At 67.5% G+C, this 24,765-nt stretch carries 20 protein-coding genes; 5 read left to right on the forward strand and 15 right to left on the reverse strand.

Going from position 1 to position 24,765, the window contains the following annotated elements; genetic code table 11:
* Positions 1 to 89: 89 nt before the first annotated feature.
* Entirely contained in the window at positions 90 to 1,106 is a 1,017-nt protein-coding gene (locus tag ATO11_RS16345; RefSeq protein ID WP_050531985.1) for a ribose-phosphate pyrophosphokinase, read from the forward strand.
* A gap of 74 nt (positions 1,107 to 1,180) precedes the next feature.
* Here ATO11_RS16345 and ATO11_RS16350 read toward each other — a convergent pair whose 3' ends face one another.
* The 6 genes from ATO11_RS16350 to ATO11_RS16375 form a co-directional block, all read right to left on the reverse strand.
* On the reverse strand, positions 1,181 to 1,531 hold the full coding sequence (locus tag ATO11_RS16350) for an H-type lectin domain-containing protein (protein WP_050531986.1): 351 nt from the start codon (positions 1,529 to 1,531) through the stop codon (positions 1,181 to 1,183).
* A 161-nt stretch (positions 1,532 to 1,692) separates the two neighbouring features.
* On the reverse strand, positions 1,693 to 2,091 hold the full coding sequence (locus tag ATO11_RS16355) for a F0F1 ATP synthase subunit epsilon (protein WP_050531987.1): 399 nt from the start codon (positions 2,089 to 2,091) through the stop codon (positions 1,693 to 1,695).
* Between the two features lie 101 nt (positions 2,092 to 2,192).
* Complete coding sequence (atpD, locus tag ATO11_RS16360) at positions 2,193 to 3,617, reverse strand: F0F1 ATP synthase subunit beta (RefSeq protein WP_050531988.1); 1,425 nt, start codon at positions 3,615 to 3,617, stop codon at positions 2,193 to 2,195.
* A gap of 18 nt (positions 3,618 to 3,635) precedes the next feature.
* Positions 3,636 to 4,511 carry a F0F1 ATP synthase subunit gamma gene (locus tag ATO11_RS16365; protein WP_050531989.1) on the reverse strand — a complete coding sequence of 292 codons (876 nt, stop codon included), beginning with the start codon at positions 4,509 to 4,511 and terminating at the stop codon, positions 3,636 to 3,638.
* A gap of 12 nt (positions 4,512 to 4,523) precedes the next feature.
* Entirely contained in the window at positions 4,524 to 6,062 is a 1,539-nt protein-coding gene (gene atpA / locus ATO11_RS16370; protein WP_050531990.1) for a F0F1 ATP synthase subunit alpha, read from the reverse strand.
* Complete coding sequence (locus ATO11_RS16375; protein WP_050531991.1) at positions 6,063 to 6,629, reverse strand: F0F1 ATP synthase subunit delta; 567 nt, start codon at positions 6,627 to 6,629, stop codon at positions 6,063 to 6,065.
* A 341-nt stretch (positions 6,630 to 6,970) separates the two neighbouring features.
* Between ATO11_RS16375 and ATO11_RS16380 the strand changes: the two genes are divergently transcribed.
* On the forward strand, positions 6,971 to 8,416 hold the full coding sequence (locus tag ATO11_RS16380; protein ID WP_050531992.1) for a calcium-binding protein: 1,446 nt from the start codon (positions 6,971 to 6,973) through the stop codon (positions 8,414 to 8,416).
* A 6-nt stretch (positions 8,417 to 8,422) separates the two neighbouring features.
* Here the strand turns inward: ATO11_RS16380 and ATO11_RS16385 are convergent, their stop codons facing one another.
* Positions 8,423 to 9,169, reverse strand: coding sequence for a methyltransferase domain-containing protein (locus tag ATO11_RS16385; RefSeq protein ID WP_050531993.1), 747 nt, complete (start codon positions 9,167 to 9,169; stop codon positions 8,423 to 8,425).
* A 268-nt stretch (positions 9,170 to 9,437) separates the two neighbouring features.
* On the opposite strand from ATO11_RS16385, the gene clpA reads away from it, so the two are divergent.
* Both clpA and ATO11_RS16395 read left to right on the forward strand, forming a co-directional pair.
* Complete coding sequence (gene clpA, locus ATO11_RS16390) at positions 9,438 to 11,759, forward strand: ATP-dependent Clp protease ATP-binding subunit ClpA (protein ID WP_050531994.1); 2,322 nt, start codon at positions 9,438 to 9,440, stop codon at positions 11,757 to 11,759.
* Entirely contained in the window at positions 11,759 to 12,730 is a 972-nt protein-coding gene (locus ATO11_RS16395) for a M23 family metallopeptidase (protein WP_050531995.1), read from the forward strand. The genes clpA and ATO11_RS16395 overlap by 1 nt, the downstream gene beginning before the upstream one ends.
* A gap of 34 nt (positions 12,731 to 12,764) precedes the next feature.
* Here ATO11_RS16395 and ATO11_RS16400 read toward each other — a convergent pair whose 3' ends face one another.
* The 3 genes from ATO11_RS16400 to ATO11_RS16410 all read right to left on the reverse strand — a co-directional run bounded on the left by ATO11_RS16400 (position 12,765) and on the right by ATO11_RS16410 (position 17,864).
* Positions 12,765 to 15,935 (reverse strand): peptidoglycan -binding protein, encoded by a 3,171-nt coding sequence (locus ATO11_RS16400; protein ID WP_050531996.1) that lies wholly within the window; start codon positions 15,933 to 15,935, stop codon positions 12,765 to 12,767.
* Between the two features lie 6 nt (positions 15,936 to 15,941).
* On the reverse strand, positions 15,942 to 17,264 hold the full coding sequence (locus tag ATO11_RS16405; RefSeq protein WP_207382978.1) for a biopolymer transporter ExbB: 1,323 nt from the start codon (positions 17,262 to 17,264) through the stop codon (positions 15,942 to 15,944).
* A gap of 69 nt (positions 17,265 to 17,333) precedes the next feature.
* Positions 17,334 to 17,864 (reverse strand): gamma-glutamylcyclotransferase, encoded by a 531-nt coding sequence (locus ATO11_RS16410; RefSeq protein ID WP_050532101.1) that lies wholly within the window; start codon positions 17,862 to 17,864, stop codon positions 17,334 to 17,336.
* 147 nt (positions 17,865 to 18,011) lie between these two features.
* Between ATO11_RS16410 and ATO11_RS16415 the strand changes: the two genes are divergently transcribed.
* Entirely contained in the window at positions 18,012 to 19,007 is a 996-nt protein-coding gene (locus ATO11_RS16415; protein WP_050531997.1) for a DUF2125 domain-containing protein, read from the forward strand.
* Between the two features lie 205 nt (positions 19,008 to 19,212).
* Here the strand turns inward: ATO11_RS16415 and ATO11_RS16420 are convergent, their stop codons facing one another.
* From ATO11_RS16420 to melA, 5 genes are read right to left on the reverse strand one after another with little or no spacing between them, the layout of a single operon-like run.
* On the reverse strand, positions 19,213 to 21,117 hold the full coding sequence (locus tag ATO11_RS16420) for a beta-galactosidase (protein ID WP_050531998.1): 1,905 nt from the start codon (positions 21,115 to 21,117) through the stop codon (positions 19,213 to 19,215).
* Positions 21,114 to 21,716, reverse strand: coding sequence for a 2-dehydro-3-deoxy-6-phosphogalactonate aldolase (locus ATO11_RS16425; RefSeq protein ID WP_050531999.1), 603 nt, complete (start codon positions 21,714 to 21,716; stop codon positions 21,114 to 21,116). Before ATO11_RS16425 ends, ATO11_RS16420 begins: the two co-directional genes overlap by 4 nt.
* Complete coding sequence (locus ATO11_RS16430) at positions 21,713 to 22,621, reverse strand: 2-dehydro-3-deoxygalactonokinase (protein WP_050532000.1); 909 nt, start codon at positions 22,619 to 22,621, stop codon at positions 21,713 to 21,715. Before ATO11_RS16430 ends, ATO11_RS16425 begins: the two co-directional genes overlap by 4 nt.
* Positions 22,618 to 23,382, reverse strand: coding sequence for an SDR family NAD(P)-dependent oxidoreductase (locus tag ATO11_RS16435; protein WP_050532001.1), 765 nt, complete (start codon positions 23,380 to 23,382; stop codon positions 22,618 to 22,620). The genes ATO11_RS16430 and ATO11_RS16435 overlap by 4 nt, the downstream gene beginning before the upstream one ends.
* The gene (gene melA / locus ATO11_RS16440) at positions 23,382 to 24,722 is read right to left on the reverse strand and encodes an alpha-glucosidase/alpha-galactosidase (RefSeq protein WP_050532002.1); all 1,341 of its coding nucleotides are present in this window, start codon (positions 24,720 to 24,722) and stop codon (positions 23,382 to 23,384) included. Before melA ends, ATO11_RS16435 begins: the two co-directional genes overlap by 1 nt.
* Positions 24,723 to 24,765: the final 43 nt, after the last annotated feature.

The raw sequence follows: 24,765 nt of genomic DNA on the forward strand, positions 1-24,765 counted from the left end.
TTCTGCGGGTTTGACGAGGCTGGCCCCCATGTTAAGGCACCCGCAAGTGACCGAATCCGTCACATCCGAGCGCCCGGGGAGCCTCTGCCATGCCATCCACGTCCGAACCTAAGATCATTACCGGCAATGCCAACCCAGAATTGTCGGCGGCGATCGCGCGGCGGATGTCGATCCATCGCGGCAGCCGGGTCGAGCTGGTCAAGACGCGGGTCGAACGGTTCAATGACGGCGAGGTGTTCGTCGAGGTGTTCGAGAACGTGCGCGGCGAGGACATGTTCATCCTGCAATCGACGTCGAACCCGGCCAATGACAACCTGATGGAGCTCTTGGTCATGGCCGACGCGCTGCGGCGGTCGTCGGCGCAGCGGATCACGGCGGTGATCCCCTATTTCGGCTATGCCCGTCAGGACCGCCGCACCAAGGCGCGCACGCCGATCACCGCCAAGCTGGTGGCGAACATGCTGGTGGGTGCGGGGATCGAGCGGGTGCTGACGATGGACCTGCACGCGGCCCAGATCCAGGGCTTCTTCGACATCCCGGTCGACAACCTCTATGCCTCGCCGGTCTTCGCGCTGGACGTGGCGCACCAGTTCAAGGGGCGGATGGACGAGCTGATGGTCGTCTCGCCGGACGTGGGCGGCGTGGCGCGGGCGCGGGAGTTGGCCAAGCGGATCAACGCCCCCCTGTCGATCGTCGACAAGCGGCGCGAGAAGCCCGGCGAAGTGGCCGAGATGACGGTGATCGGGGACGTCACGGACAAGGTCTGCATCATCGTGGACGACATCTGCGACACCGCCGGAACGCTCTGCAAGGCAGCGGAGACGCTGATGGAGAGCGGCGCCAAGGAAGTCCATTCCTACATCACCCACGGCGTCCTGTCCGACCCGGCCTGCGAACGGATCAGCAAGTCGGTGATGAAGTCGCTGGTCATCACCGACTCGATCGCCGCCACCGACGAGGTGCGCGCGACCAAGGACATCCGGATCGTTCCCACGGCACCCATCTTCGCGCAGGCGATCCTGAACATCTGGTCGGGCCAGTCGGTGTCGTCGCTGTTCGAGACCGAGACGCTGAAGCCGATCTACGAAGGCATGTATTCGGCCTGACGGCCCCTGCCCCGGCAGTTCGCAAGTTCCTGAAAACCCGGCACTTCCCGCCGCCCGAGGCGACGGGGATATGCCTACCCGACGTCCCAGTCGTCGTCGCTGGCCAGCGCGCCGATGGCGAGCCATGACACGTGCACGCGCGCGATGCGGCTGTCGCCCCAGGTGGAGAAGACCACGTCGAACCGGTCCTTCCTGATCCTGTCGGCGCGGACCTCGGCGCGGGCGTTGGAGCGGCTGTCCATGTCCCAGAGTGACAGCGACACGTGCACCATCGGCTCTTCGCCGAAGGGTTCCGCAAAGACGATGGTGCGGCGGCGCTCGCGGTCGCCGGAGCCGGTCCACATTTCCCCGCCATCCTCGAAATCGGAAAAGAGGTCGACCCGACCCTGATCCATCGCGATATGGCGCCCCGTAAAGATCTTCATAGGTCTTGCTGGTTCCCCGTCTCCCCGGCGAGCGGTGATAAACGACACGCCGGGCCGAAACAAGAAACGGGCCCCAGAGGGCCCGTTCGTCGTTGCATTCCTGTTACGGTCGCCGTCCGGCCACCGCGGCGAAAATGCCGCCGGGTCAGGCTGTTACCGGGTCAGAGACCCAGCTCGGCCTTGAGCGCCTGCAGGTCGGCCAGCGCCTTGTTGGCGAGATCCGCATCGGCGCCCGAGGCACCGTTTGCCGCCGCTTCGGCAGCCGCGATCAGCGTCGCCATCTCGTCCGCCGTCATGTCGTCGGCGGGCACGGCGCGTTCGGCCAGGACCGAGGCGCCGGCCGCGTTGACCTCGGCGAAACCGCCGGTCACCGCGTAACGCTTGGACCCGTCGGGGCCGGTGGCCGTCAGGATGCCGGGCCGCAGGGTCGAGATCACGGGGGCGTGGTCCGCCATCGCGGTGAAATCGCCGTCCGCGCCGGGGATCTGCACCTCGGTCACCGCAAGCGAGGCGAGGCTGCGCTCGGGGCTGACGAGGTCGAATTGCATCGTGTCTGCCATGTTCGTCTCCTTGCCGGTAGGTCGGATGATATCATCCGACCTACATCTGGCACGTCATTGTCGTAGGTCGGGTGATCTCACCCGACCCGGTCGCTGCTGGCTCAGGCCGCTTCGGCAGCGAGGCGCTCTGCCTTGGCGATGACTTCGTCGATGCCGCCAACCATGTAGAACGCCGCTTCGGGCAGGTGGTCGAATTCGCCGGCGACAACGCGCTTGAACGAGTCGATGGTGACGTCGAGAGGCACCTGCACACCGTCGGAGCCGGTGAAGACCTTCGCCACGTCGAACGGCTGCGACAGGAAGCGCTGGATCTTCCGGGCGCGGGCCACGGTCAGCTTGTCCTCTTCCGACAGTTCGTCCATCCCGAGGATGGCGATGATGTCCTGCAGCGACTTGTAGCGTTGCAGGATACCCTGCACGTCACGGGCCACGCCGTAGTGCTCTTCACCCACGACAGCCGGGTCCATCAGACGCGAGGTCGAGTCGAGCGGGTCCACGGCCGGGTAGATGCCCAGCTCGGAGATTGCGCGCGACAGAACGGTCGTGGCGTCGAGGTGGGCGAACGAGGTTGCCGGTGCGGGGTCGGTCAGGTCGTCCGCGGGGACGTAGACCGCTTGCACCGAGGTGATCGAACCGGCCTTGGTCGAGGTGATGCGTTCCTGCATCGCGCCCATGTCGGTCGCCAGCGTCGGCTGGTAGCCCACGGCCGAAGGAATACGGCCCAGAAGCGCCGACACCTCGGACCCGGCTTGCGTGAAGCGGAAGATGTTGTCGACGAAGAACAGAACGTCCGTACCCGACTGGTCGCGGAACTGTTCGGCCAGCGTTAGGCCGGTCAGGGCCACGCGCATACGTGCTCCCGGAGGCTCGTTCATCTGGCCGTAGACCAGCGCCACCTGGCTGTCTTCGAGGTTGTCGGGCTTGATGACCTCGGATTCGATCATCTCGTGATACAGGTCGTTGCCTTCGCGGGTCCGTTCACCCACGCCCGCGAACACCGAGTAGCCCGAGTGCACCTTGGCGATGTTGTTGATCAGTTCCATGATCAGAACCGTCTTGCCCACGCCGGCGCCGCCGAAGAGGCCGATCTTGCCGCCTTTTGCGTAAGGCGCCAGCAGGTCGACGACCTTGATGCCGGTGACGAGGATTTCCGATTCCGTCGACTGCGCGGCGAAGTCCGGCGCGTCCTGGTGGATGGCGCGGGTTTCCGACGCCTTGATCTCGCCCTTCTCGTCCACGGGTTCACCCACGACGTTCATGATCCGGCCCAGCGTCGCGTTGCCGACGGGGATCGAGATCGGGCCGCCGGTGTCGGTCACCGACTGGCCGCGCACGAGGCCTTCGGTGGCGTCCATCGCGATGGCGCGGACGGTGTTCTCACCGAGGTGCTGCGCCACTTCGAGAACCAGGTTCTTGCCGTTGTTGTCCGTGTTCAGCGAGTTCAGGATCTCGGGCAGGTGATCCTCGAATTGCACGTCAACGACAGCGCCGATGACCTGCGTGATTTTGCCGACTGCATTTGCCATGTGTCGTCTCTCCAGTCCTTAGAGCGCCTCGGCGCCCGAGATAATTTCAATCAGCTCGTTGGTGATGACCGCCTGACGCGACCGGTTGAATTCGATCGTCAGCTTGTCGATCATTTCACCGGCGTTGCGCGTGGCGTTGTCCATCGCCGACATCCGGGCCCCCTGTTCCGAGGCGCCGTTTTCCAGCAGACCCGAGAAGATCTGCGTGGCAACGCCGCGCGGCAGCAGGTCGGCGAGGATTTCCTCTTCGCCGGGCTCGTAGTCATAGACGGTCGCGGTGCCCGCGTCCTCCTCCGCCTCGAAGGCGGCGGGGATGATCTGCTGGGCGGTCGGGACCTGCGTCACGACGTTGACGAACTTCGAGTAGAAGATCGTGGCCACGTCGAACTCGCCCGCGTCGAAGCGCGCCAGCACGTCCTGCGCGACGCCTTGCGCGTCGGCATAGCCGATGCGCTTGACTTCGCTCAGGTCCACGTGACCGACGAAGTGATCGCCGAGATCGCGTTTCAGCTGGTCGCGGCCTTTCTTGCCGACCGTCAGGATCTTGACCGTCTTGCCCTCGGCCAGCAGGTCCTGCGCGCGGGCGCGGGCCAGCTTGGCGATGTTGGAGTTGAAGCCGCCGCAGAGGCCGCGTTCCGCCGTCATCACCACCAGAAGGTGCACCTTGTCCGAGCCGGTCCCGGCCAGAAGCCTGGGACCGCCTTCGGATGTGCCGACCGACGCAGCAAGCTGCGCCATCACGGCGTTGAAGCGTTCTGCATAGGGCCGGGCGTTTTCGGCGGCCTCCTGGGCGCGCCGAAGTTTTGCCGCGGCGACCATCTGCATCGCCTTGGTGATCTTGCGGGTCGATTTGACCGACTCGATCCTGTTTTTGAGGTCCTTGAGAGAGGGCATCTGCTCAGGTCCTTACGCGAAGTCCGCTGCGTATTCGTCCAGCGCGGCCTTGATCCGGTCCGCGGCGTCGCCTTTGACCTTGGGATCCTCGTCGGTGATCCACTGCAGCAGGTCGGCATGCTTGCCGCGCAGGTGCGCCAGAAGGCCCGCCTCGTACCGGCCGACATCACCCACCGGGATGTTGTCGAGGTAGCCGTTGGTGCCGGCGAAGATGACGCAGACGATTTCCGCGTTGGTCAGCGGCGAATACTGCGGCTGTTTCATCAGCTCGGTCAGGCGCGCGCCACGGTTCAGCAGGCGCTGGGTCGAGGCGTCGAGGTCGGAACCGAACTGCGCGAAGGCCGCCATTTCGCGGTACTGCGCGAGTTCCAGCTTCACCGGGCCCGCGACGGATTTCATCGCGTCGGTCTGCGCCGACGAACCCACGCGGCTCACCGACAGACCGGTGTTCACGGCGGGGCGGATGCCCTGGTAGAACAGCTCGGTTTCGAGGAAGATCTGGCCGTCGGTGATCGAGATCACGTTGGTCGGGATAAAGGCCGACACGTCGCCGCCCTGCGTTTCGATGACCGGCAGAGCCGTCAGCGAGCCGTTGCCCGAATCGTCGCCCAGCTTGGCCGAACGCTCCAGAAGGCGCGAGTGGAGGTAGAAGACGTCGCCCGGATAGGCTTCACGGCCCGGCGGGCGGCGCAGCAGAAGGGACATCTGGCGATACGACACGGCCTGTTTCGACAGGTCATCGTAGATGATGAGCGCGTGCTTGCCGTTGTCGCGGAAGTATTCCGCCATCGAGGTCGCGGCGTAGGGGGCGAGGAACTGCATCGGCGCGGGGTCGGATGCGGTGGCTGCCACGACGATGGAGTATTCCATCGCGCCGTTCTCTTCGAGTTTCTTCACCAGCTGCGCAACGGTCGAGCGTTTCTGGCCGACGGCAACGTAGACGCAGTAGAGCTTCTTCGATTCGTCGTCGCCAGCGGCGTCGTTGTACGATTTCTGGTTCAGCATCGTGTCGAGCGCCACGGCGGTCTTGCCGGTCTGGCGGTCGCCGATGATCAGCTCGCGCTGGCCACGGCCGATCGGGATCATCGCGTCGACCGATTTCAGGCCGGTCGCCATCGGTTCGTGAACCGATTTGCGCGGGATGATGCCGGGGGCCTTCACGTCGGCCTGGCTGCGCTGCTTGGCGTTGATCGGGCCCTTGCCGTCCAGCGGGTTGCCGAGGCCGTCAACGACGCGGCCCAGCAGTTCGGGGCCGACCGGCACGTCCACGATCGAGTTCGTGCGCTTGACGGTGTCGCCTTCCTTGATGTCGCGGTCGGTGCCGAAGATCACGACGCCGACGTTGTCGCTTTCAAGGTTCAGGGCCATGCCCATGATGCCGCCGGGAAATTCGACCATCTCGCCGGCCTGGCAGTTATCAAGGCCGTACACGCGGGCGATCCCGTCACCGACCGACAGCACGCGGCCCACTTCGGCGACCTCGGCCTTCTGGCCGAAGTTCTGGATCTGGTCCTTCAGGATCGCAGAAATTTCTGCTGCTTGGATACCCATTTATCCGACCTCTTTCATGGCATTCTGGAGAGCATTGAGTTTGGCGCGCACCGATGTGTCGATCATTTTCGACCCCACCTTCACGACAAGACCGCCGATGAGGCTTTCATCGACGGTCGCCTTGATATTCACATCCTGGCCTACGCGCGCCTTGAGCGTTTCGGCCAGCTTTTTCGACTGTGCGTCGGTCAGCGGCTTGGCGCTGGTGACTTCCGCGGTAACCTCGCCCTTGTGATCCGCGATCATCGCGCGCAGGTGCGTCAGCATGTGCGGCAGCACGAACAGGCGGCGTTTCTCGGCCATCAGGCCAAGCACGTTCTTCATCACCGGCGACACGCCGATGGCCTTGGCCACGGCGGCGATTGCCTTGCCCTGCGCGTCGCGCGACAGCACCGGCGAAGCGATCATGTCGCGCAGTTCGGGGCTTTCATCGAGGGCTGCGGCCAATGCGTCGACGCTGGATTCCAGCTTGCCGAGATTGTCGTTGTCGCGGGCGATTTCGAACACCGCGGTGGCATAACGTTCGGCGATGCCGGAAGAGATCGAAGCTGGTTCGGACACGTCCACCCCTTTGCTTTTAGGTCTGCGCCACCCGTTCGAAGGCAGCGCGCGCACGTCAGTTTCCGGGCCATCTGTCCACTGGCCCGCAAAATCAGCGCGTCTCTAGCAGAGGGTTTGGGGATGGGCAATGCCTGTGAGGTGCCCTTTCTTGACCCCGCGACACGGGAATCCGGACAGTTTGAGCAACTGCGACAAAATGGCTGTTTTGCGGGCGCTCTGACAAGGCCCGGACGCGCCGGGGCAGACAGCCGCGTTTCCGGTTCGGAAACCGCTGTTTCGTTCCAGTTGGTTAATCGCCGCCGGTGGGCGTGCTATGACCGCGGAAAGACATTTTCCGGGGGTACGATATGAGTTTCCTGATCCTTTCCCTTCTTGGACTGAGCGTGCTTGGCGCGGCATTCTGGGGCGCTGGCGGCGACGGTGACGGCGACACCGACACGGACCGCCCCGACGGTCCCTTCGATTTCGGGATGATGCAGGACGACGGCATGGACGGCGGCGGCATGGGCGGTGGCGGCAGCATGGGCGGCGGTGACGGCGATCCGGACCTTGGCGCCACGCTGACCGAGGAAAGCGACGGGTCGATCACCATAGAATTGGGCGAGGACGAGACCGGTTCGGTGACCGCGCTGCAGACCGTGTCGGTCTTCAACGGCGGCGAGACGGTCACCACCACCTACGCCACCTCGCTCTTGCTGGTGCCCGAAGGCGTCGACCTTGAGGCCGCGCTGGACGGCAACGACATGGCGCTGGATTTCCTGCCCGCCATCCTCGCCGATCTGGGGGTCGAGACGCTCGACACCTATCCGCAGGGGTCGGTCACGCAGGAGTTGACCGACGCGGGATTCGTCGTGACGCAGGATGTAAGCGTCGATCTGCCCGCCTTCACCTCGGATGACGGCCCCCTGCCCCTGTTGCGGGTCGAGGGCGAGGATAACGGCGACGGGTTCATCCCCACGGGCGCGGAGCCGGTGGACAGCCTCGACCGTCCGGAGATCACCGACCCGGACGTGGTGTTCGACCTTGGCACCTCGCAATCCGGCGAGGTTCTGCAGGGCGCGTCGGGCGATGACACGTTGTCGAGCGGGTTTTCCGAGACCACGATCAATGGCGGTGCGGGCGACGACGTGCTGACCATCGAGGCGCAGCTGATGGGCACGACAACCGGCTCTGCCGTGGCGAACGGCGATGCGGGCGACGACATCCTCACCGGCACGTCCGAACAGGATTTCGCGCGCGTCGTGCTGAACGGCGGCGACGGCGACGATGCCCTGTCCGGTTCGGCCTTCGTCGGCAGCCTTGAAGCCAATGGCGGCGCCGGGAACGACAACATCCTGCTGGCGAACAGCCTCGCGCGCGGAGAGGGTGGCGACGGCAACGACACGCTGACGGCCACGGCCGAGGCGCAGGTCAACGGCGGCGCGGGCGACGACGTGTTGCAGTCGCGGCTGACGCGGGATTTCACCACCGGCACCAACTCGGGCGGGATCCTGACGGGTGGAGAGGGCGCGGACAGCTTCGTCATCCTCGCAAGGTCCGGATCAGGCACGTCGACCGACCCGACGCTGCTCGACGCCAATGCCGGCGTGATCACCGACTTCACGCCGGGCGAGGACATGCTGACGATCAACGTGCAGGACTTCTCGTTCATCGACAACATCACCTTCAGCGATGACGGGACCGATACGACGGTGAGCTATTTCCTGACGCTGGGGCCCGAGACGATCACCCAGTCCTTCACGGTGCAGGGGGTGACCGGGCTGACGCTGGCCGACATCACCGTCATCCAGTAGCGGGCGTCAGACCGGGGCGGCCTTGCCCGCCGGGGCGGGCGCCAGCACTTCGAGCGGCTTGCGCACCACGTCGCGGGCGCCCGATCCGGTCACGGCCTGCACGCGTTTCGACGCCTCGACCATCAGCACGCCCGAGGGCGTGATCTGCGGCACCCGCCGCCCGGCCCGTTCGATCATGGGCCCGGCGCGCATCCAGAACCGCCGTGTCGAAGGCGGGAAATAGAGCATCGTGTCGTGCTGTTCCGGCAGGAAACCGTGGGTGCGCAACTGCGTTTCCAGCTGGCTGAGAGAATAGGGTCGGCCAAAACCGAACGGCGTGCGGTCCCGCCGCGCCCAGAGCCCGGCGCGGTTGGGCACGATGAACACCACCTTGCCCCCCGGCCCCAGCACGCGCCAGCATTCCTCCAGCACGGCAGAGGGATGTTCGGAGGTCTCCAGACCGTGCATCAGCACCAGCTTGTCGACATGGCCGGTTTCCAGAGGCCAGGACGTCTCTTCGGCCAGCACGCTGACGTTGTCGCGGTCGGCGGGCCACGGCATCACGCCCTGCGGCCCCGGCATCAGCGCGATCACGCGCCGCGCGTCCGACAGGTAGGGCCGCAACAGCGGCACCGCAAAGCCGAACCCGACCACCGACTGGCCCTTTGCCTCGGGCCACATGCGCATCAGGCGCGCGCGGATCACGGTCTGCGCGGCCCGTCCCAGCGGGTTGCGGTAATAGAAATCGCGCAGGTCCTGCACGTCGAGATGCATGGTCCACCTTGCAATCTTACGCCTGCGCCTACATCTAGCTTGTCTGCCCGCGCGCGTCATGCCCCGAACCGCGCCAGACGCCATTCCCGTGACCAAACCGGTGCATGTCACACGCATGTGCGACGATTTGTGGGGACAAAAGGTCAGAAAGACCTTGAAGCCTCCGCCAGATAGACCAAACTTTAATCCTAAGAGGCAATGCTGCACAGGCCGAGTGGGGAACGGCCCGTGATGCAGGCAATGACACTCGGCCAGAAAGGAGCACATCGTGCCTTCATTTTCGACCACGCTTGAGCAGGCCATCCACGCGGCACTGGCACTCGCCAACAGCCGCGCCCACGAATTCGCCACGCTCGAGCACCTGCTGCTCGCCCTCGTGGACGAGCCCGACGCCGTGCGCGTCATGAAGGCGTGCTCGGTCGACGTGGAAGACCTGCGCGGCACGCTGGTGGAATTCATCGACGACGACCTGTCGAACCTCGTGACCGAAACCGAAGGGTCCGAGGCGGTGCCGACCGCCGCCTTCCAGCGCGTCATCCAGCGCGCCGCGATCCACGTCCAGTCGTCGGGCCGGACGGAGGTGACGGGCGCGAACGTGCTGGTCGCGATCTTCGCCGAACGCGAAAGCAACGCCGCCTACTTCCTGCAGGAACAGGACATGACCCGCTATGACGCGGTAAACTTCATCGCGCATGGCGTGGCGAAGGACCCCGCATTCGGCGAGGCGCGGCCCGTCACCGGCGCCGACGCGCCCGAGGCGGACACGCAAGGGGCCGAAGAGGGCGAGGCCAAGGAATCGGCGCTGGCCAAGTATTGCGTGGACCTGAACGAAAAGGCCCGCGCCGGCGATGTCGATCCGCTTATCGGCCGCGCGCACGAGGTCGAACGCTGCATCCAGGTCCTGTGCCGCCGGCGCAAGAACAACCCGCTTCTGGTGGGCGATCCCGGCGTCGGCAAGACCGCCATCGCCGAGGGCCTCGCACGCCAGATCGTGGCGGGCGACACGCCGGACGTCCTGAAGAACACCACCATCTACTCGCTCGACATGGGCGCGCTCCTGGCCGGTACCCGCTATCGCGGCGATTTCGAGGAGCGGCTGAAAGCCGTCGTGACCGAGCTGGAAGACCACCCCGACGCGGTTCTCTTCATCGACGAGATCCACACCGTGATCGGTGCGGGCGCGACCTCGGGCGGGGCGATGGATGCCTCGAACCTGCTGAAGCCCGCGTTGCAAGGCGGCAAGCTGCGCACGATGGGGTCGACCACCTACAAGGAATTCCGCCAGCATTTCGAAAAGGACCGCGCCCTGTCGCGCCGGTTCCAGAAGATCGATGTGAGCGAGCCGTCGGTGGAGGACAGCGTGAAGATCCTCAAGGGCCTCAAGCCCTATTTCGAGGAGCATCACGACATCCGCTATACCTCGGAAGCGATCAAGTCGGCGGTGGAACTGGCGGCGCGGTACATCAACGACCGCAAGCTGCCCGACAAGGCGATCGACGTGATCGACGAGGCGGGCGCGGCCCAGCACCTTGTCGCGGAGTCGAAACGCCGCAAGACCATCGGCGTGAAGGAGATCGAGGCGGTCGTCGCCAAGATCGCCCGCATCCCACCCAAGAACGTCACCAAGGACGATGCCGAGGCGTTGCGCGACCTGGAACGCAACCTCAAGCGCGTGGTGTTCGGTCAGGACGCCGCGATCGAGGCGCTGTCGTCCGCGATCAAGCTGGCCCGCGCCGGTCTGCGCGAGCCCGAGAAGCCCATCGGCAACTACCTGTTCGCGGGCCCCACCGGCGTCGGCAAGACCGAGGTGGCCAAGCAGTTGGCGGACACGCTGGGTGTCGAGATGCTGCGCTTCGACATGTCGGAATACATGGAGAAGCACGCGGTATCGCGCCTGATCGGCGCGCCTCCGGGTTATGTCGGGTTCGACCAGGGCGGCTTGCTGACCGACGGCGTCGATCAGCACCCGCATTGCGTGCTGCTGCTTGACGAGATCGAGAAGGCGCATCCGGACGTGTTCAACATCCTGTTGCAGGTGATGGATCACGGCGAGCTGACCGACCATAACGGGCGCACGGTGAACTTCCGCAACGTGATCCTGATCATGACGTCGAACGCGGGCGCGGCGGACATGGCGAAGGCCGCCGTCGGCTTTGGCCGCGACCGGCGCGAGGGCGAGGATACCGAGGCGATCGAGAAGCTCTTCACCCCGGAATTCCGCAACCGTCTGGACGCGACCATCTCCTTCGCGCCGCTGCCGAAGAAGGTGATCCTGCAGGTGGTCGAGAAGTTCGTGCTGCAGCTTGAAGCGCAACTGATGGACCGCAACGTGACCTTCGAACTGACCCGCGCCGCCGCCGAATGGCTGGGCGACAAGGGTTATGACGAGAAGATGGGCGCCCGCCCCCTTGGTCGCGTGATCCAGGAATACATCAAGAAGCCGCTGGCGGAGGAGCTGCTCTTCGGCAAGCTCGCCAAGGGCGGGGTCGTCAAGGTCTCGGTCAAGGATGGCGAGCTGGTGCTCAAGACCGAAGGGATGGAGAAGCCCCGCATCTCGGGCTCCAAGCCGCCCCTTCTGACGGCGGAGTAGTGATCCGGACCACTGTGATCGCGGCGGGGCTGGCAACGGCCCCGCTGCTTGCGTTTGCCGACAGCCTGTCGCTGGCCTTCCCGCTGGACTGCACGCTGGGGCAGGATTGCTACATCCAGCAATATGTCGACCTCGATCCCGGCCCCGGAGCGCGGGATTTCACCTGCGGGCCGCTGAGCTATGACGGCCACAAGGGCACCGATATCGCGGTGCCCACCCGCGCCGACATGCGCGCCGGCGTGACCGTGCGGGCGATGGCGGACGGCGTGGTACTGGGCGCGCGGTCGGACATGCCCGATACCGGCTATTCCGACGCGACCCGCGCCGCGATAGACGGGCGCGAATGCGGCAATGGCGTCGTCCTGCGCCACCCCGACGGGTGGGAGACGCAATATTGCCACCTCAAGCGCGGCACGGTGCAAGCGACCCGCGGCCAGACCGTCAAGACCGGCGATCCGCTGGGAGAGATCGGCCTGTCCGGCAAGACGCAATTCCCGCACCTGCACGTCTCGGTCCGCCGCGACGGCGCGGTGGTGGACCCGTTCGACCCGGATGGAGAGGTCACCTGCGGCGCGCCCTCGGACACGACGCTCTGGACCGATGCGCCCGACTACGTCCCCGGCGGCGTGGTGTCGGTGGGATTTGCCGAGGGCGTGCCCTCCTTCGACGCGGTCAAGGACGGCAGCGCCGCCCAGCCGCTGACAAGGACCTCCCGCGCGATGGTGGTCTTCGGGCTGATCTTCGGCGGACAGGCGGGCGACACGGTCGACCTCGCCATCCTCGGCCCGGCGGGAGAGGTCATCACCCAAGCCGTCACCCTTGACCGGACGCAGGCGCAACTGTTCCGCGCCGTCGGCAAGCGTACCCCGCAGGACGGCTGGCCGGCGGGGGCCTATGCCGGCACCGTCACGCTGTCCCGTGACGGGCGCGTGATCGGAAAGCGCACAACCGTCATCACCGTCCCCCGCTGAAGCGAGGCCGCCCATCAGGGCGGATGAGCGGCGCCTATTTCTCGGTGAATTTCAGCTCGATCCGGCGGTTGCGCGCGCGCGCTTCCTTGGTGTCGGCGGTGTCGATCGGCTGGTACTGGCCGAACCCGTTGGCCGACAGGTGTTCCGGCGGGATGCCGAGGAAGTTGACCATGAACCGCACCACCGACAGCGCCCGCGCCTGGCTGAGCTCCCAGTTGTCGGCGAACTCGCCGGTACCCGACAACGGCACATTGTCGGTATGGCCGTCGACGCGGATCACCCAGTTGATCTCGGGCGGGATGTCGTCGGCGATGTCGCGCAGGATGCGCGCCACCTTGGAAATCTCGCGCTGGCCCAGCGGCGACAGGTCGGCCCCGCCCGGCGGGAACAGCACGCTCGAATCGAACACGAAGCGGTCGCCCACGATCCGCACGCCTTCCTGCCCCTCCAGCAGGTCGCGCAGGCGCCCGAAGAACTCCGACCGGTAGCGTGCGAGGTCCTTCGATTCCGCCTCCAGTCGCGCCCGTTCGGCCGCTTCCAGTTCGGCCCGGCGGCGCTGTTCGGCAGCCGCCCGCGCCAGCGCCGCGTTCAACTCGGTCCCCAGCGATTGCAACTGCACCTGCGCCGCCGCGTCGCGCGCCTTGCCGTCGTCCAGAAGCGCCTGCAACTGGCCCAGCTGCGCCCGCAACTCGGCCACCTGCTGGTTCAGCACCTCGGTCTTGCGCAGCGCCTCGGCCGAGCGCTGGGTTTCGATGTTCAACTCCCGCTCCGCCTGGCTGAGAAGGGCCGCGCGCTGTTCGTCCTCGCTGAGAAGCGTGGCGGCCTTGTCCTCCGCCGCCTTCTGCGCGGCAAGCGCGGCGGTGAGACGCGCGCGCACGTCCTCGACCTCGCTTTGCGCCTCGATCCGCGCGGCCAGTGCCGCCGCAAGCCGTTCTTCGAGCGACCGCGCATCCTCTTCCAGTCCGGCGCGCGCTGCCGCGGCATCGGCGCGGGCGCGGGTCAGGGCATCGTCCTTGTCCGACAACTGCTTCTGCAACGAGGCGATCTGTTCCAGCGCCAGCGCGAGGTTTGCCTTGGTCTGCGTCAGCTCCGCGGTCGTCCTTTCACCCGCGTCACGCGCGCTTTCCAGCACCGCGACCTGCCGTTTCAGGTCGGTGATCTCACGCGAAGACTGCCCCACCGTCACCGCCAGCCGCGCCCGTTCGGTGGCCAGCGCATCGACCTGCGAGCGTGCCTCGGCCAGGTCCGCGCGGGCGGTGACGAGGTCGGTGTTGATCTCGCTCAGCGTGGCGCCCTGCGTCGACAGGGTCGCCTCTGCCGTGGCGGCGCGCGATGCGGCCGCCTCGCCTGCCCGGCGGGCGGCGGCAAGGTCCGCTTCGAGCCCCGCGATGGTCTGATCGGCGGTGTCGAGCCGCGCCAGCGCTGCCGCGATGCGCGCCTGCAACTCGTCTGACGTGGTGGTGAGCGAGGCCTGCAGCGCGTTGCCTTCGTCCCGCGCGGCGGCGAGTTGCGCCTCGGTCTCGGCCAGCCGGGCGCGCAGGTCGTCGATCACGCGGGTCTGCTGCGCCAGAAGCGAGGCGGTGCGTGCCTTTTCCGCCGCGATCTCGCTGCGGGCGGCATCCAGTTCGGCGGCACGGGCCGACAGCGCCGCCGCGCCGTCACCCACTTCCTGCGACAGCTGCGCCACCCGGTCGCGCGCCGCCGCCAGGGCGGCGCGGGTGTCATCAAGATCGGCGATGAGCGTGGCGATCTGGGCATCGCGCGCGGCCAGCGTTTCGGCACCATCCTCGATCTGGGTCTGAAGCGCCGTGGTGTCACGATCCAACTGCGCCGCAAGCCGCGCGCCGTCTTCCTGCGCCACGGCCAGCGCGCGTTCCGCCGCCGCCAGCCGGGCGCGGAGCGAATCGAGCATGCGCGCCTGTTCGGCGATCATCGCATTGCCGCGGTCGGTTTCGGCGGTGCGTTCGACGATGTCCTGGTTCAGCGCCGCCTCTGCCTCGGCCCGCTGGGTGCGTTCCTGCGCCAGCGTCGCCTGCGCCTGCGCCAGTTGCGCGCGCACGGCGGACAATTGCTGGGCCGTGCGGCTGTTGGCGGTCTGCGTTTCGGTCAGCGAGGCGCGCAGGTCGGCCAGCGCCTCCTCGGCCTGCAGGCGCGCAAGTTGTTCGGCGGCGAGGCGCGCGGCGACGTCGTTCTGTTCCTCGATCCGGACCAGCGCATCGGCCAGCGCCTGTTCCAGCGACGCGGTGCGCGCGGTGGTCTGGGTGTTCTCCACCAGCGCCGCGGCGAGGCGCGCATCGAGGTCCTCGGCCTGCTTGCGGGTCGCGGCGAGGATGGTGAGCGTCTCTTCCGCCGCCTTGCGCTCTTCCTCCAGCCGCAGGGTCATTGCGGTCAGTTCGGCATCGGCGTTTTCCAGCCGCTTGCGCAGTTCCTCGGCGGCGGCGGCCATGGCGATGCGCGATTGCTCCTCCTCGGTCAGCTGGGTTTCGAGATCCGCCACGCGGGTGTCGAGCGAGGCGATCCGGTCGGCGCGGTCGGCGGCGAGCGCTTCGAGCGCCTCGCGCTGCGCGGCGGCGAGGCGGGCCGCTTCGACCTGCGCGTCGATCTCGGACCGGGCCTGTGCGAGGGCGAGGTTCAGCGCCTCCTGTTCCGTGATCAGAACCGCGCGCGCCTCTTCCAGCGCCTGCTTGTCGGCCAGGAGGCCCGCGCGCTCTTCCTCGAGCGCGGCGTTGTCGGATTCGAGCGTGGCCTGCGTCGTCAACAGCCCCGCGATCCGCGCCTCGGCGGCGTCGCGGTCGGCCAGAAGGGCGGCGACCTGGTCCTCGAACGAGGCGATGCGGGTATTGGCGGCGTTCAGTTCCTGCTGGTTGCGGACGCGGTCGGCGGTCAGTTGCGCGATCAGCGCCTCCTGTTCCGAGGCACGGGTGTTGGCGTCCGTGAGGGTCGCGTTCAGCTCCCCCACGCGGGTTTCGAGATTGGCCGAGCGGTTGCGTTCCAGTCCCAGCGCCTCGGCCAGCGCGGCGACCTCGGCCGACAGGTCCGTCAGTTCCGATTCCTGCCCCGAGATGGTTTCGCGCAGCACGTATTGCACGACCATGAAGATCGTCAGGACGAACATCAGGACCAGCAAAAGGCCGGTCATGGCATCGACGAAGCCGGGCCAGATCGAGGCCTGGAACCGCTGACCGCTGCGGCGGGAAAGCGACATGGCCCCTTACCCCTCTCGCCGCTTGTCCTGTGCCTGTTGCGCGGCAAGCGCGGCGGCGCGTTGGCGGGCGCGCGGGCCCTGGTTCGGATTGGCCTGCCCTTGTCCGCCGCCGCCGCCACCCTGGGCACCGCCGCCACCACCGCCACCGGCGCGCGGCCCGCCCTGTTGCGGCACCGGGCGCGGCTGCGTCAGCGCGCGGTTCAGCGCGGCGAGATCGGTGCGCAGTTCGGCCATGCTTTCCTGCCGCCCGGCGCTGATCTCTTCGAGGATGCGCAGCATCTGCACGTCGATCGACCGCAGGCGCATGCGGCTTTCGGCATCCATGCCTTCGCCGCGTTCCTGGTGTTCCAGCACGTGCATCAGGCGTTCCTGCCCCTCGGCCACGCGCAGGAGGGCGGAATTGGTCGATCCGTTCGCCTCCAGCCGTTCGGTCATCCGTTCGACCGAGTCGGCCAGTTGCGCGAGTTTGCCGTCGGTGCCCTGCCGGGCGACCTCGGACTGGCCGAAGAGGACCTGCAACTCCTCGAACTGTTCGGCGAAGTGATCGAGCACGCCGACGACGACGTTGGTGTCGAACGAGCCTTCACCGTCGCCCCCCGCGAAGGAGATCCGCGTCATCGAGCTGAGCCATTCCTCGAGCTCGCGGTAGAACCGGTTCTGGCCGTGGCTGGCAAACAGCTCCAGCAGGCCCACGACGAGCGATCCCGCGAGGCCGAGAAGCGAGGAGGCAAAAGCGACGCCCATGCCGCCCATTTGCGCCTGAAGGCCCGTTTGCAGGCGGCGGAACACGTCGGCGCCCGTCTCCCCATCCTTGGGTTCGAGGTTGCCGATCGTGTCGACGATCGCGGGCACCGTCGTCGCAAGACCGTAGAAGGTGCCGAGAAGGCCAAGGAAAATCAGCAGGTTGACGATATAGCGGGTGATCTCCCGCGCCTCGTCGATCCGGGTCGCGACGGAATCGAGCATCGATTGCGTCGAGGTGGACGAGATCTGTTTCTGCCGCCCGCGCGATTTCAGCAGGTTCGCAAGCGGGGCCAGCAGGCGCGGCGGGTGGCCGTCGTCGCGTTCACCGCCCTCGGCGGCAAACGCCTTCACCCACTTGATCGAGCGGGCAAGTTCCCACACCTGGTAGGTGACGGCGAAGACGCCGATCACGAACACGCCGGTGATGAAGAGGTTCAGGTACCAGTTGGCGACGAACACAGGTCCCACGCGCGGCCAGGCCAGCACGACCCCCGCGGCGGTCAGCCCCAATACGATCAGGATCAGCAGAACCTGTCGAAAGGGCTGCGAGAAATATGGCTCGACCTCTTGGCCCGGTTGATCCATTCGGATCGCTCCTGACACCGCTTATCGTTTAAGCGCACTTTAGGGCCAGCGGGGCCTTTAGCCAAGCGATCAATCGGTCAGATTGCGCACACGTGCGTCAAGCCACGCGATATCGGCATCCTCGATGTGCAGATCGGCCAGCAGCGCCGCCGTGTTGTGCAGGTATTCGGCATTGGGGCCGCGCCCGCCCGTGGCCGCCGCCATGATCCGCGCCTGCTCTTCCAAGGGCAGGCCGCCGCAATATTGCACGTGGTCGGGATCGACGACGTAGGTGAGCGCGGTCAGCGCCTCGCCCGCGTCGGTTTCCACCGACAGCCAGCGTTCGAGGTAGGCCGATGACACCAGTTCCCGCTCCCGCAGGTAGGCGAGCGTCGCGTCTTCCTCGGCCTCGGGCACGCGCAGGGCCACGCCGTCGCAGGCCGCGCCCGTCTGTGCGTCGAGCGCCAGCACCAGCCCCGGATTTTCCGGTGTGCCGCGATGGTGGATCGAGCGCATGCAGAAGCTGCGCGCATAGCCCCGAAGCCGCGCGCGGCGCTGTTCGGCCACGGTGAAGCCGGGGTTCCACAGAAGCGAGCCATAGCCGAAGACCCAAAGCGTCATGCCGGCGCATCCTTTCGTCGCGGGTTCGCGCCGCTCGTACCGCAGCGCGGGCGCCGTGACCATGGGGCAGAGGCCATTCCGTTCGCCGGACGAAGCCGTTAAGCCCTGTGGTGACACGTGGATTGGGACGAAGCAGGGGAGCGCGGGATGCGCGGATTGTTGATCGCCATCTTGGTGGCCGCGGCGGCGTGGTCGGGCTGGTGGGCGTGGGGCTGGCGGAGCCAGACGCAGGCGACCGGGGCCTGGCTGGAGGCGCGCGCCGCGGACGGCTGGGAGGTCGAGGTCGCCGACTGGGGCGTGCGCGGCTTTCCCAACCGGTTCGACCTGACGCTGGAGGGCGTGGCCCTGACCGATCCGCGCGCGGGCCTTGGCTGGCGTGCTGACCGGCTGCACATCGCGCGGCTCAGCTACAACCTGAACCACCGCATCGTGACCTTCCCCGCCACCCAGACGCTGATCTGGCCCGAGGGCCGCGCGCGGCTTGACAGCGACCGGATGCGCGCGAGCCTCGTGACGGCGGGCGACGCGGCGCAGACGCTGGGTCGCCTGACGCTGGTGGCGGATGTGCTGAACATCTCGGGCGATGCCGGCGCGGCGGCGCTGGCGCGGATGCAGCTTTCGATGCGCCAGGTGGCGGATGCCCCCGAGGCGTATGACATGGCGCTGACGGCCGACGGGTTCGCGCCCCGCCTGCCCCGCATCGCGGACGCCACGGGCGACGCCCTGCCCGCGACCTTCGACCGGCTGGCCCTGCGCGGCACGGTGAGCTTCGACCGCGCGTGGGATGCCGGGTCGCTGACCGGTCCGCGCCCGCAACCCGTTGCCATCGACCTCGACCAGGGCGAGGCGGCCTGGGGCCCCCTGACGCTGAAAGCGACGGGGCGGCTGGACGTGGACACGCTGGGGCGGCTTGACGGCGAACTGGCGCTGCAGGCCCGCAACTGGCGCGAGATGCTGGCCCGCGCACGCGCCTCGGGGCAGGTGCCGGGGCCGGTGATGACGGGGCTGGAACAGGGGCTGACGGTGCTGGCGCGGCTGAACGGGTCGGACGAGACGCTCGACATCACACTGCAATTCGACCGGGGCCGCGTCAGTGCCGGCCCCCTACCCCTGGGCGAGGCCCCGCGCCTGGCGCTGCCGTGACGCAAGCGCCTGAAAGCATGTGATTTTCACAAAGAAGCCCCGAGCGTACGGGTGGGAGAAAACCGCACGTTCGAGGCAGGTGATCCGTATTTCCCCGACAAGCGAAAAAACCCGCCGGTTGACGTAACGATAACATGAAACCGGGTCCCGGCTTAGTCAGGAAAACCCTGCCTCCCGGAAGGTGTGGCGTTTTTGCCGATCCCGCCTATCGCAGGGGCACGCGCAGAACCCCCGGCCCGTCGACCGGGCCGTCGGGCGTGTCGTGCGGCGTGGCGTCGTAATTGATCCAGAACCGCTCGGTCCCGGTGTCGCGGCAGCGCAGGCCGCCGGGCAGGCGCGTGGTGGCAAGCCCCGCCTTGTGCGCGCGGGTTTCGAGGAAGCTGACAAGCGTGTCCTCGTCGAGCCACGCGCCAAGGTAGCACAGGCCCCCGCTTGCCACCGCCACGGTGCCGCCGGTCTCGTCCGTCAGGAGCGGTGTCGCCGCGCCGTCCAGCGCCTCGACATAGCGGATCGCGCGGCCCTCGACCGCCCCCGTCACCGGGCGCGGCGTGTCCTCTCGGATCGTCTCCACATGCGTGACTGTCACTTCGAGCCCCGGCAGCGACGGCGGCAGCGGTACCGGGATCGCCATGTGCCCGTCGCGCGCCGCCGCGCGCGGGCCGACGATCACCTGCCCCTCCGCCGCCGCAAGCGCCGTCTTCAGGGCGTCCGGCACGTGCATCAGGCCGGGGGCCAGCACCATCGCGTAGCCGGTGAAATCGCGCGTGTCGGGTGGCAGGATGTCGACCGACAGGCCCAGCCGCCGGAGCGCGCGGTAGGTGTCGAAGACCAGCCCGAAATAGCTCAGCCCCGCGCCATGCGGCTGCACCGCCCACGCCCAGTCGGCATCGTAGTCGAAGATCAGCGCGACGGGGGCCTGCGCCGCCCCGGCCTCGCCCGCAAGCTCATCCGCAACTTCCTGCGCCTCGGCCAGTCCCGGCGCAGGCGCGCTGTCGGGCCGCAGAAGCCCCGCATGCATCTGTTCCTGCGCGAACGGCGCCTGCCGCCAGCGGAAATAGCACACCGCCTCGGCCCCGTGGGCGAACGCCTCCCACGTCCAGACGCGCACCATGCCCGGCAGGGGCGCGGGGTTCACGGGGGCCCAGTTCACCGGGCCGGGCTGCTGTTCCATGATCCACCAGCGGCCCCGACCGACAGAGCGGTACAGGTCATGGTGGAAAGCCTGGAAATCCGGATCGCCCTGCCGCGCATACATCGCCTGCCGCGCCGCGTCCGCCCCCACCCGGTCTTCGAGGAAACCCAGCGGATAGCTGTCCCACGACGCGATATCGAGGTCCGCACCCACCGCGAAATGGTCGAACTCGGTCACGCGGCCCATGTAATTGTGCGCGATGGGCGCGTCGGAATGGCGGCGGATGATTTCGGCCTGCATGGCGTTGAACGTCACCACCTCGTGCGAGGCGAAGCGGCGAAAGGCCAGCACGTGCGCGGGGTTCGGTTCGGTCACCGTCAGGTTCGGCAGGTCAACCGCGTCGAAAGAGGGATAGTCCATCGACCAGAACACGTTGCCCCATGCCTCGTTCAGCGCATCGACCGTCTGGAAGCGATGGCGCAGCCAGTCGCGGAAGGCGCGGCGGGCGGCGTCGGAATAGCTGAGGATGGTGTCGTGGCAGCCGTATTCATTGTCGGTCTGCCATGCCGCGACATGCGGGTTGGCGCCGTAGCGCGCGGCATAGGCTTCGGTGATCCGCGCGGCCTCGACGCGGAAGACCTGGTGGCTGAAGCAGTAATGGCGGCGCGATCCGAACTTGCGCGGGCGGCCTTCGGCATCGATGGCGAGCATATCGGGATGCTTTGCCACGACCCAGTAGGGTGGCGTGGCGGTGGGCGTGCCAAGCACGACCTTCAGCCCCGCCGCGCCCAGCGAGTCGATCGCGCGGTCAAGCCAGCCCCAGTCGAACTCCCCCTCGCGCGGCTCGACCCGGCCCCAGGCGAATTCGCCAATGCGGACCCATGTGAGGCCCGCTTCGGCCATGCGGCGCGCGTCCTCGGCCCATTGCGCTTCAGGCCAGTGTTCGGGGTAGTAGCAGACCCCCAGCGTGCGTTTCATCCATGCGCCTCGTCATAGGCGGCGACGATTTTCGCCGCCTTTTCAGCGACCTGCGCCGCGCTGTCACCGGGCGCGTACAGCGCCGATCCGATGCCGTAGCCATCCGCAACCGTGGCCCAGTCCACGAAATTCTCCGGCCCCGCGCCGCCCACGGCATAGACCTGTGTGCCCGCGGGCAGGACCGCGCGCAGGGCCTTCAGCCCGCTCACGCCCATCATCGAGGCGGGGAAGATCTTTAGCCCGTCGGCGCCCGCGGCCAGCGCGGCAAAGGCTTCCGTCGGGGTGAAGACGCCCGGCCACGAGGCCAGCCCGCGCGCCTTGGTCGCGGCTATCACGGCCGGGTTGCAATCGGGGGAGACGATCAGCCGCCCGCCCGCATCGGCCACCTGCCCCACCGCGTGCGTCGTCAGCACGGTGCCCGCACCGATCACAGCGCGGTCGCCGAAGGCGCGGGCCATGGCGGCGATGCTGTCCAGCGGATCGGGAGAGTTCAGCGGCACCTCGACCGTGGTGATCCCGGCATCAATGATGGCGGCGCAGACATCCACCGCCTCGGGCGGGGTGATGCCGCGCAGGATGGCGATCAGGTTGCGCATCATGCGTCCTCCTTCAGCGCGGACCACGCCGCGCGCAGCCCGTCCAGCGTCAGCCCGGCGGCGTCGACCCGTTCCACCTGCGCGCCCTGCGCGGCCAGCGCCGCCTCGTAGGCGTCGCCGACGCCCTCGGCCCCGAGGATGGCGATACGCTGGCCCAGCCAGTAGGGCCGCGCGCCGGCCAGTTCCGCCCCGATCAGAAGCCCCGACAGCCGCGACCGCGCAGCGTCCCCCGCGAGGCCGGCCACCAGGCCGGAAGAGCGGATGCCGAACAGTTGCGCGGCGATGGTCGCGGGCCGCGCCAGCGTGTCCGACACCGCCTGTTCGAACGCCGCCGCGTCCCACCCGTCGCCGATCCCGTGCCGCAGCACCGATTGCCGCGACAGCAGGTCGAACAACTCGCCCGTCATGAAGGTCTGGAACGACACGATCTCGCGGGCCGAGATGCGCACCCACTTGGTATGCGTGCCCGGCAGGCACACCACCCCGTCAAACTCCGGGTCGCGCGCGATCAGACCGGCGATCTGCGTTTCCTCCCCGCGCATCACGTCGGCAGGCGTGTCCTGCTTGACGCCCGGCAGAAGGTGGACGCGCAGCCGCTCCCCCGCCGTCGGCACCCGCGTCGCGGCATCAAGGCCCGGCGGCGAACAGGGCGTCGTGGCATAGGGCGCTTCGGCCCAACCCTGCCGCGACCCGGCCATGCCGCAGACGATCACCGGCACCGGCCCGGCAGGCATGTCGGCCCCGATCAGGCGGACCAACGCGGTCTCGAACGCGCCGCCGGGGGCGAGCTTTCCCATGCCTTCATCGCTGTCACGGCTCCAGACCACCGTGCCACCGGCATCGAGCGCCCAGAGGCGCAGATGCGTCGTGCCCCAATCGGCCGCGAACCATGCGACGGGCGCGCTCATCCCGTCACCACCACGCCGCCGTCGATCACCAGCGCCTGCCCGGTCATCATCTTGGAGATGTCCGAGGCGAGAAACAGCGTGCCGCCGATGATGTCGTCAGGCTCCAGCGTGTCCTTCAGGCATTGCCGGGCGAGATGGGCGGCGAGCCCTTCCTCGGTCACCCACATGTCCTTCTGTTTCTGCGTCAGGACCCAGCCGGGGGCGAGCGCGTTCACGCGGATGCGGTTCGGCCCGTATTCTCGGGCGAGCGAGCGGGTCATGCCGTTGATGCCGGAATTGGCCGCGGTGTAGATCGGGTAGCCTGCGTTGCCCATCATGTAGCTGATCGACGAGAAGTTCACGATGGCCCCGCCGCCTGCCTCGATCATGCCCGGAATGGCCGCCTGGCAGGCGAAGAAACAGGCCTTGAGGTTGATCGCGATCATCCAGTCCCAGAACGCTTCGTCCACCTCCAGCGGGTCGTGGCGCTTGTCGTTGGCGGCGTTGTTCACCAGCCGCGTGACGGTGCCGTGCCGGGCCGAGGCCTCGGCCAGCGTTTCCTTCAGATGCGCGGTGTCGGTGATGTCGCATTGCATGAAATGCGGGCGCTGCCCGTGTTTCTCTTCCATCTCGTCGCAGAAGGACGAGGCGTCGGACCGGCCCACGAAGGCGACCTTGGCGCCCTGCGCGAGGAAGCCATCGGTCAGCGACGCGCCGATGCCCGATCCGCCGCCGGTGATGTAGACGGACGCACCTGCAAGGTCGTGGAACGTGGCGATCATCAGGCGGCCTTTCGGATGCGGGCGAACTCGGGCAGCCAGTCGCCATGGGCGGTCAGCAGGTCGGTCACCATGTTGCGGATCTGGCGCATGTCCAGTTCGGCGGCGGTATGCGGGTCCATCATCGCGGCGTGGTAGATGTGGTCGACCTCTTCATCGACCAGTGCGCGCACGACAAGCTCCTGCACGTTGATCTGGGTGCGCATCAGCGCCACCAGTTGCGGCGGGATGTCGTCGACGACGGTGGGCTGTACGCCGTTGCGGTCGACCATGCAGGGCACCTCCACCGCCGCGCCCAAGGGCAGTTGCGGCGCCTGTCCCCGGTTCGGCAGGTTGCCGTAGATCGTGTAGGGCGTGTCGGTGACCATGGCGTTCATGATCTCGGCCGCGAATTCGTGGGACTTCGCGACCTCGACCGTGGCGGAGGATTTCAGTTCCTCGGCCTGCTGTGCCCAGTCGGCCTGCTGTTCGATGCAGCGGGTCGGGTATTCGTCGAGAGGGATGCGGAAGCTGTCGATCAGGTCCGCGCGGCCTTCCTTGATGAACCACGGCACGTATTCGGCGAGGTGTTCGGAGCTTTCGGTGCAGAAATAGCCCAGGTGCTCCATCACCTCGTAGCGCACCTTGTTCCAGCAGCGCGGCATCAGGAGCGGCGGTTTCGGCAGCGCGCCCGAGGCGTATCCCTGCCGCAGACGCGGGTAGAGCGAGGTGCCCTCGTGCGAAAGGTCGAGGAAGAAGGCCACGTGGTTCACCCCCGCGACGCGGTAGTCGATCTCCCCTTTCGGCAGGTCGAGGTCGTGGGCGATCTCTTCCACGGTGTTCTGGACCGAGTGGCACAGCCCCACCTGCCGCACCTGCGGGAAGCGTTCGGCCAGCGCCCATGTGTTGATCGCCATCGGGTTGACGTATTGCAGCATCACGGCATCGGGCGCGAGTTCCGCCATGTCTTGCGCCACGCGCCACAGGTGCGGCACGGTGCGCAGGCCGCGCATGATGCCGCCCACGCCCAGCGTGTCGGCGATGGTCTGGCGCAGGCCATAGGCCTTGGGGATTTCGAAATCGGTGATGGTGCAGGGATCGTAGCCGCCGATCTGGAAGGCGGTGACGACGAAATCGGCCCCTTCGATGGCGCGGCGCTGGTCAGTGGTGGTTTCCACCTGCGCGCCGGTCTGCATCGTGTCGATCATGCGGCGCACGACCAGTTCGGACTCCGCAAGGCGGGTTGGGTCGATGTCCATCAGGGTGAAGGTTGCGTCGCGCAGCGCCTCGAAATGCAGGGCGTCGCCGAGGATGTTGCGGGCGAAGATGGTGGAGCCTGCTCCGATGAAGGTGATCTTGGTCATGGCGTGTCTCTGTTGGCGGATCGCGGACCGGGGGCCAGCCCCC

Source organism: Pseudaestuariivita atlantica (assembly GCF_001205715.1).
Classification (GTDB): domain Bacteria; phylum Pseudomonadota; class Alphaproteobacteria; order Rhodobacterales; family Rhodobacteraceae; genus Pseudaestuariivita; species Pseudaestuariivita atlantica.